This window comes from Streptomyces sp. NPDC093221 (genome assembly GCF_044753885.1).
Taxonomy (GTDB): domain Bacteria; phylum Actinomycetota; class Actinomycetes; order Streptomycetales; family Streptomycetaceae; genus Actinacidiphila.
The window spans coordinates 1-16,308 of the sequence record NZ_JBIVOA010000014.1 but is presented as its reverse complement, the minus strand read 5'-3'; the positions used below and the strand labels follow the sequence as shown (position 1 = coordinate 16,308).

Genomic DNA, 16,308 nt, shown 5'->3' with positions numbered 1-16,308 from the left:
TGCATCTCCTACTTGTCGTTTACCTGCGTCAGCGATCAACGGCGTCGAGTGATTCCCGGGCCGCGGCGGCCACCGCGTCCGCGGTGAACCCGAACTCACGGAAGAGCACCTTGCCGTCGGCCGAGGCACCGAAGTGCTCAAGGCTGACGATGCGTCCCGCGTCACCCACGAAGCGGTGCCAGGTCAGACCGATACCGGCCTCGACCGCCACCCGCGCCTTCACGTCCTTGGGCAGCACGCTGTCGCGGTACTCCTGGTCCTGCTCGTCGAACCACTCCACGCACGGCATCGACACCACGCGGGTCGGCACCCCGGCCGCCTGGAGCTGCTCACGCGCGCCCACCGCGAGCTGCACCTCGGAACCGGTGCCGATGATGACGACCTGCGGCGCGGTCGCCGCGCCGTCGGCGTCCGTCGCGTCGAACATCACATAACCGCCGCGCGCCGCGTCCTCGTTGCGCTCGTACGTGGGCACGCCCTGCCGGGTCAGCGCCAAGCCGTGCGGCGCGCCCTTGCCGAACACCTTCGTCCAGCGCTTGAGCACCTCGCGCCACACGACGGCCGTCTCGTTGGCGTCGGCGGGCCGCACCACGTTGAGACCGGGGATCGCGCGCAGCGACGCCAGGTGCTCCACCGGCTGGTGCGTCGGACCGTCCTCGCCGACACCGACCGAGTCGTGCGTCCACACGTACGTCACCGGCAGGTGCATCAGCGCGGACAGCCGGACCGCGTTGCGCATGTAGTCCGAGAAGACCAGGAAGGTGCCGCCGTAGACCCGGGTGTTGCCGTGCAGCGTGATGCCGTTCATCTCGGCGGCCATCGAGTGCTCACGGATACCGAAGTGCACGGTACGGCCGTACGGGTCGGCGCCCGGCAGCGGGTTGCCCGTCGGCAGGAACGACGAATTCTTGTCGATCGTCGTGTTGTTCGACCCGGCGAGGTCGGCGGAGCCGCCCCACAGCTCGGGGATGACCGGGCCCAGCGCCTCCAGGACCTTGCCGGACGCGGCGCGGGTGGCGAGCGAGGAGCCGGTCTCGAAGGCGGGGATGTGCTGCTCCCAGCCCTCGGGCAGCTCGGCGGCCTCGATCCGGTCGTACGTCGCCGCGTGCTCGGGGTTGGCGGTCCGCCAGGCGGCGAAGGACTTCTCCCACTCCGCCTTGGCCTCGCGGCCGCGGTCGCCGACCGCACGCGTGTGCGTGATGACGTCCTCGGCCACGTCGAAGTGCTTGTCCGGGTCGAAGCCCAGGATCTCCTTGGTGGCGCGCACCTCGTCCTCGCCGAGCGCCGAGCCGTGCGCGGCGCCGGTGTTCTGCTTGTTCGGCGCGGGCCAGCCGATGATCGAGCGGACCGCGATGAACGACGGGCGCTCGGTCTCGGCCTTCGCGGCGAGCATCGCGGCGTGCAAGGCGTGCACGTCGAGGTCGCCGTTCTCCAGCGGAGTGACGCGCTGGACGTGCCAGCCGTACGCCTCGTACCGCTTGACGGTGTCCTCGGAGACGGCGGTCTCGGTGTCGCCCTCGATGGAGATGTGATTGTCGTCCCAGAGCAGGACGAGATTGCCGAGCTTCTGGTGACCGGCCATGGAGGACGCCTCGGCGGAGATGCCCTCCTGGAGGCAGCCGTCACCGGCGACGGCCCAGATGGTGTGGTCGAACGGCGAGGTGCCGGCCGCCGCGTCCGGGTCGAACAGGCCGCGCTCGTAACGGGACGCCATCGCCATGCCGACCGCGTTCGCGACACCCTGGCCGAGCGGCCCCGTCGTCGTCTCGACGCCCCTGGTGTGGCCGTACTCCGGGTGGCCGGGGGTCTGCGAACCCCAGGTCCGCAGCGCCTCCAGATCGGCCAGCTCCAGGCCGTAACCGGCGAAGTAGAGCTGCGTGTAGAGGGTCATGCTGGAGTGCCCCGCGGAGAGCACGAAGCGGTCCCGGCCGACCCAGTCGGCGTCCGCCGGGTCGTGCCGCATGACCTTCTGGAACAGCAGATAGGCCGCCGGGGCCAGGCTCATCGCCGTGCCGGGATGGCCGTTGCCGACCTTCTGCACGGAATCCATGGCCAGGACGCGGGCGGTGTCAACGGCCCGCCGGTCCAGATCGGTCCACTCGAGGTCTGTGGTGGTCGGCTGCTTGCTCACCCTGGGTCAGGGCTCCTCTCCACATGCTTGTCCACATGTTGAAAACGCCGGTGACGTGGTGCCTACCCGGCGTTGTCGAGCCTACCGCCGTACAGGCGCTCACCTTTTCGATCCTGCCCCGGTACGCCGGTCTTCGCCTCCTGAACGCGGTGAACGCCTGGTGAACCGGGTCGAGCGACACTCTCCACCCCCCAAAAGCGGACGGAGTATTCCCTGCGTCTAGAGTGGCGTGGTACGCGCAAGTCTCACCGGGTCCCGCGCCTCCGCAGGTGACCGGACTTGCTGGACTTCATCTCTTCTCTTGGGGTGTTCGTGACGGCCGTCGAATCCCGACCCGCTGGGGTCATCGGGACGGGCTCCTCCGGTCACCGCCCGTTCGGAGCCCGTGTGATGGGCTTCGTGGCGCTGACCAAGCCGCGGATCATCGAACTTCTGCTCATCACGACGGTTCCGGTGATGTTCCTCGCCGCCGGCGGGGTGCCCGATCTGTGGCTCGTGATCGCCACGGTGGTCGGCGGCTATCTGTCGGCCGGCGGTGCGAACGCGCTGAACATGTACATCGACCGCGACATCGACGCGCTGATGCACCGTACGGAGCAGCGTCCGCTGGTGACCGGTCTGGTGTCGCCGCGCGAAGGACTCGTCTTCGGCATCACGCTCTCCGTCGTCTCGACGGTCTGGTTCTGGACGCTGGTCAATCCGCTGTCCGCCGGGCTGTCGCTGACGGCCATCCTCTATTACGTCTTCGTCTACACCCTCGGTCTCAAACGGCGTACCGCGCAGAACATCGTCTGGGGCGGGGTCGCGGGCTGTCTCCAGGTCTTCATCGGCTGGTCCGCCGTGCGCGACGAGCTGGCCTGGGCGCCCTTCGTCCTCTTCCTCGTCCTCTTCTTCTGGACGCCGCCGCACTACTGGCCGCTGTCGATGAAGGTCAAGGACGACTACGAGCGGGTCGGCGTCCCGATGCTGCCGGTCGTCGCGGGCAACCAGGTCGTGGCCCGGCAGATCGTCCTCTACAGCTGGGTGATGGTGATCACCTCCCTGGCACTGTGGTGGCCGCTGGGCGAGACCTCCTGGTTCTACCCGGTGGTCGCGGCCGTACTCGGCGCGTTCTGGCTCAAGGAGGCGCACGGCCTGCACGCCCGCGCCAAGGCGGGCGTCACCGGCGCGAAGCTCAAGGAGATGCGGCTCTTCCACTGGTCCATCACCTACGCGACCCTGCTGTTCGTCGCGGTGGCGGTCGACCCCTTCCTGCACTGAGTCCCCTCTGGCGGGGTGCCCTCGGCGGTTACCGGGAAGTAGCATCAGCGGTATGGCTGATGACACGGTTCAGGAGAACCCGCGCGAGGCGCGACGCACCGCCCGGCTCGTCCGGCAGATCGACGCCTTCGGTAAGAAGCACGGCGGCGCCGCCGAGGCGAACATCGCGTACATCGGTGAGCGCGGCGCGCGCATCGTGCTCGTCGCGCCGGACGGCGCCTGGGGCGACCTCGTCGCACCGACGTACGCCATGGCGCGGGCGGCCGTCGCCGACGCGGGCGTCACCGTCCACGAGGACTTCGACGGGGAGTTCGCGGGCCGGGTCCGCACCGGCCCGTACGAGTGGACCCGGATGGCCGGGATGCAGATCGGCGGCCCGGCCAACACCTGACCGCCGCCGCGCCCACACCTGACGGCGCCCTCGTCCGTTAAGCCAGGAGGCCGGGAGACCGGGAACGACGGCGAGGGAGCGGGCGGATGACCGGGGACCTGACACACCTCGTGGACGCGTACTGCCACGGCGTGCTCCCCGGCGACCTCGGCCTCGGCGCGTTCGAGGCGCGGCTGCCCGGCGTCGCCGCGCCGCACACCACCCTCTTCGACAGCCCCACCGGCTTCGCGGTGCGCCGCTGGTGCGCGCCGCTGCTCGGCCTCGAACCGCACTGCTCCCCGGCCCGCTACCTGGCCCGCCGCCGCGAGCTGGGCGCGTACGAGGCGACCCGGCTGCTGCTGCGCGCCACCGGCATCGAGGCGTATCTCGTCGACACCGGGGAGCCCGGCGACCTCACGCCGCCCAAGGAGCTGGGCGCGGCGGGCGGCGCGGCGGCCCACGAGATCGTCCGCCTCGAACCGCTGGCCCAGCAGGTCGCCGACACCTCGGGCACGGTCGACGGCTTCCTGGCCAACCTCGCCGAGGCCGTGCACACCGCCGCGCTCGACACGGTCGGCTTCTCCTGCGCCGACCGCCCGCACGGCGGACCCTTCCGCGCGGGCGCCGACCAGGCGCTGGGCACCGGACCGCCGGACACCGCGCACGTGCGGTACGCCGCCGCTGACTGGCTCGCCCGGCGGCCGGTCGGCGAGCGCCCCGCCGACCCCGTACTCCTGCGCCATCTGCTGTGGAACGCGGTGGCGACCGGCGTGCCGCTGACGCTGCGGCACGGCGCGGGCGGGGCGGGACCCTCGGCGGCCGGGGGATTCCTGCGGGCCACCGCGGGCCTGGGCACCGAGGTGGTGCTGCTGCCGGGGCCCGGACACGAGGGCGCGGCGGCCGACCTGGCGGCCGTACTCCCGCATGTGCATGTGGCGCTCGGCGCCGGACCGGCCGCGGTGCTCGACCGGGTGCCCTTCGCGAAGGTGCTGTACGCCAGCGGCGCCGTGGCGCTGCCCGAGCTGTACGTGACCGGGGTGCGGACCTTCGGCGCGGCGCTCGGCCGGTTCGTCGGCGAGCGGGTGGCCGACGGCGACTGGTCGGCCGCGGACGGCCGCAGGGTCAGCGCGCTGGTCGGCGGCGGGAACGCCCGCCGGGTCTTCCGCCCCGACCCGGCCGCCGACGCGGACCGGTGGACGGGTCCTGAGGGGTCAGACGCCGACGCTCAGCGTTGACCCGGCCTGCGCGGGCCCCGGCACGGTGGCGTCGGGCACGTCGACGGCCCGCTCGCGCATCGACAGCAGCACCCGCAGCACCGCGATCCACACGATGGCCGCGCCGAACATGTGCAGGCCGACGACGGCCTCCGGCAGATCGGTGAAGTACTGGACGTAGCCGATCACGCCCTGGGACATCAGCACCAGGAAGAGGTCGCGGGCGCTGTTGCGCGGCCCGACCGGCGCGTCCACCGCGCGCAGCACGAACCACAGCGCGACGGTCAGCGCGACCACCACCCACGCGAGATCCGCGTGCAGTTGCGCCACCGACTTCCAGTCCACCGGGACGCGGTGCACATCGCTGGAGTCGCCCGCGTGCGGCCCCGCGCCGGTCACGACGGTGCCCACCGCGACCAGCAGCCCGGTCGCGCAGGTCAGAATCCAGCCGAGCTGCTGCACCGGCTTGCCGACCAGCGGACTCGGCGCGCTGTCGCCCTCCGCGGTCCGCCGCCACATCACCACGGCGATGGTGATCAGCACGAACGCCAGCAGGAAGTGCACGCACACGGTGTACGGGTTGAGCCCGGTGAGCACGGTGAAGGCGCCCAGCACCGCGTTCGCCACGACCATCCAGAACTGCGCCCAGCCGAGCCGGGTCAGACTGCGCCGGTACGGCTTCTGCGACCGCACCGCGATGATGGCCCAGCCGACGGCGGCGCAGAGAACGTACGTCAGCATGCGGTTGGTGAACTCAATCGCCCCGTGTACGCCCATCGCCGAGGTGGGCACCCAACTGTCGCCCACGCAGCGGGGCGCGGTGGGGCAGCCGAGGCCGGAACCGGTCAGCCGTACCGCACCGCCGGTGACCACGATGACGACCGACATGACCAGCGCGGACAGGGTCGCCCTGCGGACCGTGGCGGGGGACGGGGTCCACCGCTCTGCGATGGCGGCGAGGGGGTTTCGCACGAGTTCGAGAAGCTTCGGCACGCGCCCATGGTAGGCGGCACGCTTGTGCACGCTTTCACGAGGGGTGTGTACGCGCCGGATCCGATCGCCGCGAAACCACCCGAACCCGGTGGTACGGCCCTACCATCGGGGCTCACGCACGGGGACCGACGACGGGAGGCGCCGTATGACCGGCGAACACCGTGAGACCGTCAACCGCAGGCACCTGCTCTACGGAGGCGCGGCAGCCGCCCTCGCGGGGACGGGCCTCGCCGCCTACGCGGGCGGCGCCTGGGACTCCTCGGCGGCCGACACCGCGGACCCCGCGCACCCGGGGCCCGCGAACCACCCCGGATACGTCGACGTCGTGGCCGACTTCGGCGCCAAGGGCGACGGCCACACCGACGACAGCGCCGCCTTCGCCGCCGCGTACGCCTACGCCGAGTCGCGCGCGGACGGCGGCACCGGCCGTACCGTCATCGACGTGCCGCCCGGTGTGTTCCGGATCACCAAGCCGTACGCCTTCATCGACGCCAACAAGCCCACCCGGCAGGTCAACGGGCTGCGGTTCCGGGGCGCGGGGCTGCGGATCAGCGACATCGTCTTCGACCCGCCGAACGCGTCGGACGCCTATCTGTGCCGCAACATCGACACCTGGCAGAACATCTCCTTCGAGGGCCTGCGCTTCACCTCCGCCACGCCCGGCGCGTCCTTCTTCTACTCGTACTCGACCGGCGGCGCCGCGAACTACCGCTTCTCGGACTGCGAGTGGATGGGGGAGTGGGAGTACGGGCTCGCGCTCGACGGCAGCAACACCAACTCCGAGATGCGCTGGGAGGCGTGCCGGGTCGGCGGCGCCTACCGCAAGGCGTTCCTCTACTCGGGGCTGTCGCTGAACTCCAAGAACCTGGAGCAGCAGGACCAGTTCCTCAACTACTGGTTCACCGACATGAACGTCACCTACGAGTGGGGCAACTTCCTGGAGTTCCCCTACGGCGGGTCCGTCACCTGCCGCGCGGGCAGCTACATCGTCACCGGGCGCCGCCCCACCCCGCACCCCGACTACGGCTTCGAGAGCGCCTTCTTCCGCTTCCCGCGCGCCTCGCACTTCGACGGCGCCCAGCGCTTCCACGCCGAGGACATCCGCTTCGAACTGCGCGACCCCTCGGTCGTCGTCATCGACTGCGCGTGGAACCGCGGCACCGTCCACTTCAACGACTGCGACGACACCGCGCACGCCTTCAAGGACTTCTCCGACGACCTGCGCGCCCACCGCTACACGATCGGCGCCAACGGCCCGCTGGTCCGCTACGACTCCTGCCAGCTCGTCGGCGCGCACCAGTTCCGTACGGCGGCGAACGCCAATCCGCCGGTGTGCGTGCGCTACGACATGTGCCGCTTCGGCTCGCACCCGCCGGCCGCGTTCCTGGCGCTGGACGAGGGTCAGGGCCGGGACTTCGTACGGTTCACCGACTGCATCCCGGCCGCGGGCGGGTGAGGGCGGCTACTCCCAGCGGAAGAAGCGGGCCGCCAGGGCCAGCCCGACGACCGCCCAGACGGCGAGGATGCCCAGGTCGCCCCAGGGCATCGAGGCGCCGTGCTGGAGCACGTCCCGCAGCCCGTCGGACAGCGCCGAGATCGGCAGCAGCCTCAGGACCGACTGGACGCCGCCGGAGAACTTGCTCAGCGGCACGATCACGCCGCCCGCGACCAGCAGCAGGATGAAGACCAGATTCGCGGCGGCCAGCGTCGCCTCGGCCTTCAGCGTGCCCGCCATCAGCAGCCCGAGCCCGGAGAAGGCGGCGGTGCCGAGCAGGAGCAGCAGCACGACGGCGAAGGGGTTGCCGTGCGGCGACCAGCCCAGCGCGAAGGCGATCACCACCAGCAGCGCGATCTGCAACGCCTCGGTGACCAGCACCGAGCAGGTCTTCGCCGTCATCAGCGCCCAGCGCGGCAGCGGCGAGGCGCCGAGGCGCTTGAGCACGCCGTAACGCCGTTCGAAGCCGGTGGCGATGGCCTGGCCGGTGAACGCGGTGGACAGCACCGCGAGCGCGAGGATGCCGGGGGCCAGGAAGTCCACCGACTTGCCCGCCCCGGTGTCCACGATGTCGACGGCGCTGAACAGCACCAGCAGCAGCGCCGGGATGATCACGGTGAGCAGCAGCTGCTCGCCGTTGCGCAGCAGCATCCTGGTCTCCAGCGCCGCCTGGGCCCGGATCATCCGGGGGAGCGGCGCGGCTCCGGGGGCGGGGGCGAAGACGCCGGTCCCGGTCGGGGCGCTCACTTCGGCGCTCATCCGCGCAGCTCCTTCATGCCCGCGAGGTTCCTCATCCGCGCAGCTCCTTCATGCCCGCCAGGTTCCTCATCCGCGCAGCTCCTTGCCGGTCAGCTCCAAGAAGACGTCCTCCAAGGTGCGGCGCTCGACCGAGAGGCGGTCGGGGAGGACGCCGTGCTGGGCGCACCAGGAGGTGACGGTGGCCAGCAGTTGGGGGTCGACCTTGCCCTCGATGCGGTAGTTGCCCGGGGTCAGTTCCGCCGCGGCGGTGTCGGCGGGCAGCGCGTTGAGCAGCGAGACCAGGTCGAGCCCCGGGCGTCCCGAGAAGCGCAGCGTGTTCTCCGCGCCGCCGCGGCACAGCTCGTCCGGAGTGCCGCGGGCGATGGCCCGGCCGCCGTCGATGATCACCACCTGGTCGGCCAACTGCTCGGCCTCGTCCATGAAATGGGTGGTGAGCACGATCGTGACGCCGTCCGCGCGCAGCTCCCGTACGAGATCCCAGGTCGCGTGCCTGGCCTGCGGGTCGAGACCGGCGGTGGGCTCGTCGAGGAAGACCAGTTCGGGGCGGCCGACGACGGCCATGGCGAGCGCCAGGCGCTGCTGCTGGCCGCCGGACAGCCGGCGGTAGGTGGTGCGACCGCAGGACTCCAGACCGAGCCGTTCGATCAGCAGCGCCGGGTCGACGGGGTCGGCGTGCAGGGTCGCGGTGTGCCGCAGCATCTCCTCGGCGCGCGCGCCGGGGTACACACCGCCGGACTGGAGCATCACGCCGATCCGGGGCCGCAGTTGCGCGCCGCGCGCGGCCGGGTCGAGACCGAGGACCCGTACGGTGCCGCCGTCCGGCCGCCGGTAGCCCTCGCAGACCTCGACGGTGGTGGTCTTGCCCGCGCCGTTGGGGCCGAGCACCGCTGTGACGCCGCCGCGGGCCACGGTCAGGTCGAGGCCGTCCACCGCGGTCCTTGTCCCGTACCGTTTGACCAGACCGGTCACCTCGACCGCGGGCTCGTTTCGCATGCTGTGAGTCTAGGGACGGCGCAGGACCGGCCGTGCCCGGGTCCCGGGAAGCCGCTCCCCGCTCTCCTCCGCGGCGGCCTCGTACCGCCCGTACGCGGCCTCGTACCGTCCCTGGTTAGGTAACCCTAAGTGACGCAGCCCACCGTGATCGCGACCGGCGCGGCTTGCCTGCTCCTGAGGAATTACGCAACAATGGTGTTGTGGAATACGGGACCAGTGCTGCCCGGAGGGCGGCGGAGGAGCAGACGACCGGGGAGCGGCGCACCCGCAACCGGGTCGCCCGGTCCATCCTGGACCACGGACCTTCCACCGCGGCCGACCTGGCGGAACGGCTCGGCCTCACGCAGGCCGCCGTCCGCCGCCATCTGGACGCACTGCACGCGGACAATGTCGTGGAGCCGCGTGACCAGCGGGTCTACGGCCACCGTGGCCGCGGCAGGCCCGCCAAGGTCTTCGCGCTCACCGACTGTGGTCGTGACGCGTTCGACCAGGCGTACGACCAGCTCGCCGCCGACGCCCTGCACTGGATCGCCAGGTCCGCGGGCGGCGGCGAGAGCGGCGAGGCCGCGGTGTCGGCCTTCGCCCGCGCCCGGGTGGCCGACCAGGCCGAGCGGTACCGCCCCATCGTCGAGGCGGCGGCGCCCGAGGACCGCGCACGCGCGCTGGCCCAGGCGCTGTCCGCGGACGGGTACGCTGCTACGGCTCGAAGCGCCCCCGGCCCCGCCGGGGAGCAGCTTTGCCAGCACCACTGCCCGGTGGCCCACACCGCCGAGCAGTTCCCGCAGCTCTGCGAGGCGGAGGCCGAGGTCTTCTCCCGCCTGCTCGGGACGCATGTCCAGCGGCTGGCCACCATCGCCCACGGCGACGGGGTGTGCACCACGTTCATCCCGCAGGTCAACCACGCGAGCACCATCCCGTCGGGAGCCCCACCTGACACACCACCGGGGACCCCGTCGGACCCACCCCAGAACGCACCCGAAGATCCCACAGCATCTGCCAGCACGTCCGGGAGGAACCCCGCATGACTGCTCCCACGGAGACCACTCACCCGGAGCTCGAGGGCATCGGTACGTACGAGTACGGCTGGGCCGACTCGGACGTGGCCGGCGCCGCGGCCAAGCGCGGCCTGTCCGAGGCCGTCGTCCGTGACATCTCGCAGAAGAAGTCCGAGCCCGAGTGGATGCTGAAGATGCGGCTGAAGGGCCTCAAGCTCTTCGGCAAGAAGCCCATGCCCACCTGGGGCTCGGATCTGTCGGGCATCGACTTCGACAACATCAAGTACTTCGTGCGGTCCACGGAGAAGCAGGCGGAGTCCTGGGAGGACCTGCCCGAGGACATCAAGAACACCTACGACAAGCTCGGCATCCCCGAGGCCGAGAAGCAGCGGCTGGTCGCCGGTGTCGCCGCGCAGTACGAGTCCGAGGTCGTCTACCACCAGATCCGTGAGGACCTGGAGGAGCAGGGCGTCATCTTCCTCGACACCGACACCGCGCTCAAGCAGCACCCGGAGCTGTTCCAGGAGTACTACGGCACGGTCATCCCGGCGGGCGACAACAAGTTCGCCTCGCTGAACACCGCGGTGTGGTCCGGCGGCTCCTTCATCTACGTGCCGAAGGGCGTGCACGTCGACATCCCGCTCCAGGCCTACTTCCGGATCAACACCGAGAACATGGGCCAGTTCGAGCGGACGCTGATCATCGTCGACGAGGACGCGTACGTCCACTACGTCGAGGGCTGCACCGCGCCGATCTACAAGTCGGACTCGCTGCACTCCGCGGTCGTCGAGATCATCGTGAAGAAGGGTGGCCGCTGCCGTTACACGACCATCCAGAACTGGTCGAACAACGTGTACAACCTGGTCACCAAGCGCGCGGTCGCCTACGAGGGCGCCACGATGGAGTGGGTCGACGGCAACATCGGCTCCAAGGTGACCATGAAGTACCCGGCCGTCTACCTGATGGGCGAGCACGCCAAGGGCGAGACGCTGTCCATCGCCTTCGCGGGCGAGGGCCAGCACCAGGACGCGGGCGCGAAGATGGTGCACATGGCGCCGAACACGTCGTCCAACATCGTCTCCAAGTCGGTGGCCCGCGGCGGCGGCCGGACGTCCTACCGCGGTCTGATCGAGATCGGCGAGGGCTCGTCGGGCGCCAAGTCCAACGTGCTGTGCGACGCGCTGCTGATCGACACCATCTCGCGCTCGGACACGTACCCCTACGTCGACGTCCGCGAGGACGACGTGTCGATGGGTCACGAGGCGACCGTCTCCAAGGTCTCCGACGACCAGCTCTTCTACCTGATGAGCCGCGGCATGACCGAGTTCGAGGCCATGGCGATGATCGTGCGCGGCTTCGTCGAGCCGATCGCCAAGGAACTCCCCATGGAGTACGCCCTGGAGCTGAACCGGCTGATCGAGCTCCAGATGGAAGGCTCGGTCGGCTGACCGCGCCGGCTTCCTCGTCCACCATCCCCCGGCCGGACCCAATAAGGCAGAAAGCGAGCACCAGCACAGCCATGGCTGACAACACCCCTGCGGGCAGCACCACGGACGGTGCCATCACGGTGGGCCATCCCGCCGACGCCCGGGTCAGCGCGGCCCCGTCGTACGACGTGGCCGACTTCCCGGTGCCGCACGGCCGCGAGGAGGAGTGGCGCTTCACTCCGCTGGAGCGGCTGCGCGGCCTGCACGACGGCACCGCCGAGGCCACCGGCGCCCTCCGGGTCGAGGTGACCGCGCCCGAGGGCGTCACCGTGGAGACCGTGGACCGCACCGACGCCCGCGTCGGCAAGGCGGGCAAGCCCGCCGACCGCGTCACCGCCCAGGCGTTCAGCGCCTTCGAGAAGGCCTCGGTCGTCTCGATCCCCAAGGACACCGTCCTCACCGAGCCGGTCCGGATCGCCGTCCACGGCGAGGGCGGCACGGTCTACGGCCACCAGGTGATCGAGGTCGGCGCCTTCGCCGAGGCCGTGGTCGTCATCGACCACACCGGTGACGGCACCTTCGCCGCCAACGTGGAGGTCCTGGTCGGCGACGGCGCCAAGGTCACCGTCGTCTCGATCCAGGACTGGGACGACACCGCCGTGCACGTCGCCCAGCACACCGCGCTGGTCGGCCGTGACGCCACCTTCAAGTCGGTGGTCGTCACCTTCGGCGGCGACCTGGTCCGGCTGCACCCGCGGGTGATCTACGGCGCCCCCGGCGGCGAGGCCGAGCTGTTCGGCCTGTACTTCACCGACGAGGGCCAGCACCAGGAGCACCGGCTCTTCATCGACCACGACACCCCGCACTGCCGCAGCAACGTCACGTACAAGGGCGCGCTCCAGGGGCAGGACGCGCACGCGGTGTGGATCGGCGACGTGCTCATCAGGGCGGAGGCCGAGGGCACCGACACCTACGAGCTCAACCGCAACCTGGTGCTCACCGACGGCGCGCGGGTCGACTCGGTCCCCAACCTGGAGATCGAGACCGGCGAGATCGTCGGCGCCGGCCACGCCTCGGCGACCGGCCGCTTCGACGACGAGCAGCTCTTCTACCTCCAGTCCCGCGGCATCCGCTCCGACGAGGCCCGCCGCCTGGTCGTCCGCGGCTTCTTCGGCGAACTGGTCCAGCAGATCGGACTCGCCGACCTCGAAGAGCGGCTGATGACCAAGATCGACGCCGAGCTGGAGGCGTCCGTCTGATGAGCGTCGACAACGGCACGGTCGGATTCGTCCGCGCCTGCGCCGCCAGCGACCTGGAGGAGGACACCCCCCGCCGGGTCGAGCTGGACGGCGTTCCGGTGTCCGTGGTCCGCACCGCGGGCGAGGTGTTCGCCATCAACGACATCTGCTCGCACGCGAACGTCTCGCTCTCCGAGGGCGAGGTCGAGGACTGCCAGATCGAGTGCTGGCTGCACGGTTCCAGTTTCGACCTGCGCACCGGCAAGCCGTCCGGGCTGCCGGCCACGCGGCCGGTCCCCGTATACCCCGTAAAGATCGTTGGGGACGACGTGCTCGTCTCCGTCACCCAGGAGTCCTGAGGCACCCATGGCAACGCTTGAAATCACCGACCTGCACGTCACCGTCGAAGCCGAGAACGGCCCCCGCGAGATCCTGCGCGGCGTCGACCTGACCGTGAAGCAGGGTGAGACCCACGCCATCATGGGCCCCAACGGCTCCGGCAAGTCCACCCTGGCGTACTCGCTCGCGGGCCACCCCAAGTACACGATCACCGGCGGCACCGTCACCCTCGACGGTGAGGACGTGCTGGCGATGACCGTGGACGAGCGGGCCCGCGCCGGTCTCTTCCTCGCCATGCAGTACCCGGTCGAGGTCCCCGGCGTCTCCGTCTCCAACTTCCTGCGCACCTCGGCCACCGCGATCCGCGGCGAGGCGCCCAAGCTGCGCACCTGGGTGAAGGAGGTCCGCGAGACGATGGAACGCCTTCAGATGGACCCCGCCTTCGCCGAGCGCAATGTCAACGAGGGCTTCTCCGGCGGCGAGAAGAAGCGCCACGAGATCCTTCAGCTCGAACTGCTCAAGCCGAAGATCGCGATCCTCGACGAGACCGACTCCGGCCTCGACGTCGACGCGCTGCGGGTCGTCTCCGAGGGCGTCAACCGGGTCCGCGAGAGCGGCGAGGTCGGCACCCTGCTGATCACCCACTACACGCGCATCCTGCGCTACATCAAGCCCGACTTCGTGCATGTCTTCGCGCAGGGCCGGATCGCCGAGTCCGGCGGCGCCGAGCTGGCGGACAAGCTGGAGGAAGAGGGCTACGAGTCCTACGTGAAGGGCGGCCCCGTGAGCAGCGGAGCGAACTCCGAGGGGGACGCCGCGTGACAGTCCCCTCGTCCGTCGGCCGGGTGCTGCCGGGCCTCCTGGACACCGAAGCGATCCGCAAGGACTTCCCCGTCCTGGACCGCCTGGTCCACGACGGCAAGAAGCTCGTGTACCTGGACAACGCGGCGACCTCGCAGAAACCGCGCCAGGTGCTCGACGCGCTGAACGAGTACTACGAGCGGCACAACGCCAATGTGCACCGCGGCGTCCACGTGCTCGCCGAGGAGGCCACCGCGCTGTACGAGGGCGCGCGCGACAAGATCGCCGCCTTCATCAACGCGCCCAGCCGTGACGAGGTGATCTTCACCAAGAACGCCTCCGAGTCGCTGAACCTCGTGGCCAACATGCTCGGCTGGGCCGACGAGCCGTACCGCGTCGACAGCGACACCGAGATCGTCATCACGGAGATGGAGCACCACTCCAACATCGTGCCGTGGCAGCTGCTCTCGCAGCGCACCGGCGCGAAGCTGAAGTGGTTCGGGCTGACCGACGACGGCAGGCTCGACCTGTCGGACATCGAGCAGATCATCACCGAGAAGACGAAGATCGTCTCCTTCGTGCTGGTCTCCAACATCCTGGGCACCGTCAACCCGGTCGAGGCCATCGTGCGCCGCGCCCAGGACGTCGGCGCCCTGGTGCTGATCGACGCCTCGCAGGCCGCGCCGCACATGGTGCTCGACGTGCAGGCGCTCGGCGCGGACTTCGTGGCCTTCACCGGCCACAAGATGCTCGGCCCGACCGGCATCGGCGTCCTGTGGGGCCGTCAGGAGCTGCTCGAGGACCTGCCGCCGTTCCTCGGCGGCGGCGAGATGATCGAGACCGTCTCCATGCACTCCTCGACGTACGCGCCCGCGCCGCACAAGTTCGAGGCCGGTACGCCCCCGATCGCCCAGGCCGTCGGCCTCGGCGCGGCCGTGGACTATCTGACCGCGATCGGCATGGACAAGATCGCCGCGCATGAGCACGCGCTGACCGACTACGCGGTGGGCCGTCTGCTGGAGGTTCCCGACCTGCGGATCATCGGCCCCACCACGGCCGAGGACCGCGGCGCCGCGATCTCCTTCACGCTCGGCGACATCCACCCGCACGACGTCGGCCAGGTGCTCGACGAACAGGGCATCGCCGTACGCGTCGGCCACCACTGCGCGCGGCCGGTCTGCCTGCGGTACGGAATTCCTGCGACCACGCGGGCGTCGTTCTATCTGTACTCCACCCCGGCCGAGGTCGACACCCTGGTCGAGGGGCTGGAGCAGGTACGGAACTTCTTCGGGTGATGGTGGTGTTGTGAAGCTCGACTCGATGTACCAGGAAGTGATCCTGGACCACTACAAGCACCCCCACGGGCGCGGCCTGCGGGACGGCCAGGCGGAGGTGCACCACGTCAATCCCACCTGCGGGGACGAGATCACCCTGCGGGTGCGGATGGACGGCGCCGTCATCGGCGACATCTCGTACGAGGGCCAGGGCTGCTCGATCAGCCAGGCCAGCGCGTCGGTGCTGAACGAGTTGCTGGTCGGCAAGGACGTGGCCCAGGCGCGGAAGATCCAGGAGACCTTCCTGGAGCTGATGCAGTCCAAGGGCCAGGTCGAGCCGGACGACGCGATGGAGGAAGTGCTGGAGGACGCGGTCGCGTTCGCCGGTGTCTCGAAGTACCCGGCGCGTGTGAAGTGCGCGCTGCTGAGCTGGATGGCGTGGAAGGACGCGACGGCGCAAGCGCTGGCCGACGGTCCCGAAGCCTCGGAAGCTTCCGAAGGGAAGACCTCATGAGCCCCGTACCGAACGGCCTGAGCACCACTCCGGCCTCAGAAGAAGAGATCCGCGAGGCCCTCTACGACGTCGTCGACCCCGAACTCGGCATCGACGTCGTCAACCTCGGCCTCATCTACGGCATCCACGTCGACGACTCCAACGTCGCCACCCTCGACATGACCCTCACCTCCGCGGCCTGCCCCCTCACCGACGTCATCGAGGAACAGGCCGTCTCCGCCACCGAGGGCATCGTCAACGACCTCAAGATCAACTGGGTCTGGATGCCCCCGTGGGGCCCCGACAAGATCACCGACGACGGCCGCGACCAGCTCCGCGCCCTGGGCTTCAACGTCTGATCTTTCTCCGGGCTCTCCGCCTCGGCATCGCAGGGCTCCGCGCCACGGCATCGGGGGGGGGCCCCCGGGGGCCCGGGGGGGGGGCCCCGGCGGGGGGGGGGGGGGGGGGGGGGGGGGGGGGGGGTGTGGGTAATTATTAAACAAATTGGTGGGGGGGGGGGTGGGTG

Annotated in this window: 16 protein-coding genes; 12 read left to right on the top strand and 4 right to left on the bottom strand. The window is 70.4% G+C overall.

Translation table 11 applies throughout. The annotated features are described in order from the left end of the window. Positions 1-28 precede the first annotated feature (28 nt). The gene (gene tkt, locus ACIQCJ_RS34115) at positions 29-2,131 is read right to left on the bottom strand and encodes a transketolase (RefSeq protein ID WP_355333871.1); all 2,103 of its coding nucleotides are present in this window, start codon (positions 2,129-2,131) and stop codon (positions 29-31) included. 312 nt (positions 2,132-2,443) lie between these two features. Between tkt and ACIQCJ_RS34110 the strand changes: the two genes are divergently transcribed. The 3 genes from ACIQCJ_RS34110 to ACIQCJ_RS34100 all read left to right on the top strand — a co-directional run bounded on the left by ACIQCJ_RS34110 (position 2,444) and on the right by ACIQCJ_RS34100 (position 4,996). Then, positions 2,444-3,391: a heme o synthase gene (locus ACIQCJ_RS34110; protein ID WP_355334680.1), complete on the top strand. Its 948-nt coding sequence runs from the start codon at positions 2,444-2,446 to the stop codon at positions 3,389-3,391. A 52-nt stretch (positions 3,392-3,443) separates the two neighbouring features. Next, positions 3,444-3,782: a hypothetical protein gene (locus ACIQCJ_RS34105; RefSeq protein WP_355333869.1), complete on the top strand. Its 339-nt coding sequence runs from the start codon at positions 3,444-3,446 to the stop codon at positions 3,780-3,782. An 86-nt stretch (positions 3,783-3,868) separates the two neighbouring features. Next, positions 3,869-4,996: an amidohydrolase gene (locus ACIQCJ_RS34100; RefSeq protein WP_402713706.1), complete on the top strand. Its 1,128-nt coding sequence runs from the start codon at positions 3,869-3,871 to the stop codon at positions 4,994-4,996. Here ACIQCJ_RS34100 and ACIQCJ_RS34095 read toward each other — a convergent pair. Continuing rightward, positions 4,973-5,968, bottom strand: coding sequence for a COX15/CtaA family protein (locus ACIQCJ_RS34095; protein ID WP_355333865.1), 996 nt, complete (start codon positions 5,966-5,968; stop codon positions 4,973-4,975). The two genes, ACIQCJ_RS34100 and ACIQCJ_RS34095, sit on opposite strands and share 24 nt — an antisense overlap. 145 nt (positions 5,969-6,113) lie before the next feature. Here ACIQCJ_RS34095 and ACIQCJ_RS34090 point away from each other — a divergent pair, with 145 nt between their 5' ends. After that, on the top strand, positions 6,114-7,424 hold the full coding sequence (locus tag ACIQCJ_RS34090) for a glycosyl hydrolase family 28-related protein (protein WP_401313333.1): 1,311 nt from the start codon (positions 6,114-6,116) through the stop codon (positions 7,422-7,424). Positions 7,425-7,430: 6 nt separating this feature from the next. Here ACIQCJ_RS34090 and ACIQCJ_RS34085 read toward each other — a convergent pair whose 3' ends face one another. After that, positions 7,431-8,222, bottom strand: coding sequence for an ABC transporter permease (locus ACIQCJ_RS34085; protein ID WP_355333860.1), 792 nt, complete (start codon positions 8,220-8,222; stop codon positions 7,431-7,433). Between the two features lie 66 nt (positions 8,223-8,288). Continuing rightward, positions 8,289-9,215, bottom strand: a complete 927-nt coding sequence (locus ACIQCJ_RS34080) for an ABC transporter ATP-binding protein (protein ID WP_355333858.1) — start codon at positions 9,213-9,215, stop codon at positions 8,289-8,291. Between the two features lie 200 nt (positions 9,216-9,415). Here ACIQCJ_RS34080 and ACIQCJ_RS34075 point away from each other — a divergent pair, with 200 nt between their 5' ends. The 8 genes from ACIQCJ_RS34075 to ACIQCJ_RS34040 all read left to right on the top strand — a co-directional run bounded on the left by ACIQCJ_RS34075 (position 9,416) and on the right by ACIQCJ_RS34040 (position 16,141). Further along, positions 9,416-10,240: an ArsR family transcriptional regulator gene (locus ACIQCJ_RS34075; protein WP_391044106.1), complete on the top strand. Its 825-nt coding sequence runs from the start codon at positions 9,416-9,418 to the stop codon at positions 10,238-10,240. Next, positions 10,237-11,658: a Fe-S cluster assembly protein SufB gene (gene sufB / locus ACIQCJ_RS34070; protein WP_355333852.1), complete on the top strand. Its 1,422-nt coding sequence runs from the start codon at positions 10,237-10,239 to the stop codon at positions 11,656-11,658. Before ACIQCJ_RS34075 ends, sufB begins: the two co-directional genes overlap by 4 nt. Positions 11,659-11,729: 71 nt before the next feature. Continuing rightward, positions 11,730-12,896 (top strand): Fe-S cluster assembly protein SufD, encoded by a 1,167-nt coding sequence (gene sufD / locus ACIQCJ_RS34065; protein WP_355333849.1) that lies wholly within the window; start codon positions 11,730-11,732, stop codon positions 12,894-12,896. After that, entirely contained in the window at positions 12,896-13,234 is a 339-nt protein-coding gene (locus ACIQCJ_RS34060) for a non-heme iron oxygenase ferredoxin subunit (protein ID WP_355333847.1), read from the top strand. Before sufD ends, ACIQCJ_RS34060 begins: the two co-directional genes overlap by 1 nt. Positions 13,235-13,241: 7 nt before the next feature. Next, positions 13,242-14,036: a Fe-S cluster assembly ATPase SufC gene (gene sufC, locus ACIQCJ_RS34055; RefSeq protein WP_355333844.1), complete on the top strand. Its 795-nt coding sequence runs from the start codon at positions 13,242-13,244 to the stop codon at positions 14,034-14,036. Between the two features lie 26 nt (positions 14,037-14,062). Continuing rightward, positions 14,063-15,310, top strand: a complete 1,248-nt coding sequence (locus ACIQCJ_RS34050; protein ID WP_355334677.1) for a cysteine desulfurase — start codon at positions 14,063-14,065, stop codon at positions 15,308-15,310. A gap of 10 nt (positions 15,311-15,320) precedes the next feature. Then, positions 15,321-15,803, top strand: coding sequence for a Fe-S cluster assembly sulfur transfer protein SufU (sufU, locus tag ACIQCJ_RS34045; protein WP_188284431.1), 483 nt, complete (start codon positions 15,321-15,323; stop codon positions 15,801-15,803). After that, a complete protein-coding gene (locus tag ACIQCJ_RS34040; RefSeq protein WP_188284432.1) occupies positions 15,800-16,141 on the top strand; it encodes a metal-sulfur cluster assembly factor in 342 nt (113 codons plus the stop codon). The genes sufU and ACIQCJ_RS34040 overlap by 4 nt, the downstream gene beginning before the upstream one ends. Positions 16,142-16,308: the final 167 nt, after the last annotated feature.

Coding starts and splice junctions, on each gene's coding strand:
- ACIQCJ_RS34105 (WP_355333869.1), top strand. CDS start 3,444: ATGGCTGATGACACGGTTCAGGAGAACCCGCGCGAGGCGCGACGCACC.
- ACIQCJ_RS34100 (WP_402713706.1), top strand. CDS start 3,869: ATGACCGGGGACCTGACACACCTCGTGGACGCGTACTGCCACGGCGTG.
- ACIQCJ_RS34090 (WP_401313333.1), top strand. CDS start 6,114: ATGACCGGCGAACACCGTGAGACCGTCAACCGCAGGCACCTGCTCTAC.
- ACIQCJ_RS34085 (WP_355333860.1), bottom strand. CDS start 8,222: ATGAGCGCCGAAGTGAGCGCCCCGACCGGGACCGGCGTCTTCGCCCCC.
- ACIQCJ_RS34080 (WP_355333858.1), bottom strand. CDS start 9,215: ATGCGAAACGAGCCCGCGGTCGAGGTGACCGGTCTGGTCAAACGGTAC.
- sufB (WP_355333852.1), top strand. CDS start 10,237: ATGACTGCTCCCACGGAGACCACTCACCCGGAGCTCGAGGGCATCGGT.
- sufD (WP_355333849.1), top strand. CDS start 11,730: ATGGCTGACAACACCCCTGCGGGCAGCACCACGGACGGTGCCATCACG.
- ACIQCJ_RS34060 (WP_355333847.1), top strand. CDS start 12,896: ATGAGCGTCGACAACGGCACGGTCGGATTCGTCCGCGCCTGCGCCGCC.
- sufC (WP_355333844.1), top strand. CDS start 13,242: ATGGCAACGCTTGAAATCACCGACCTGCACGTCACCGTCGAAGCCGAG.
- ACIQCJ_RS34040 (WP_188284432.1), top strand. CDS start 15,800: ATGAGCCCCGTACCGAACGGCCTGAGCACCACTCCGGCCTCAGAAGAA.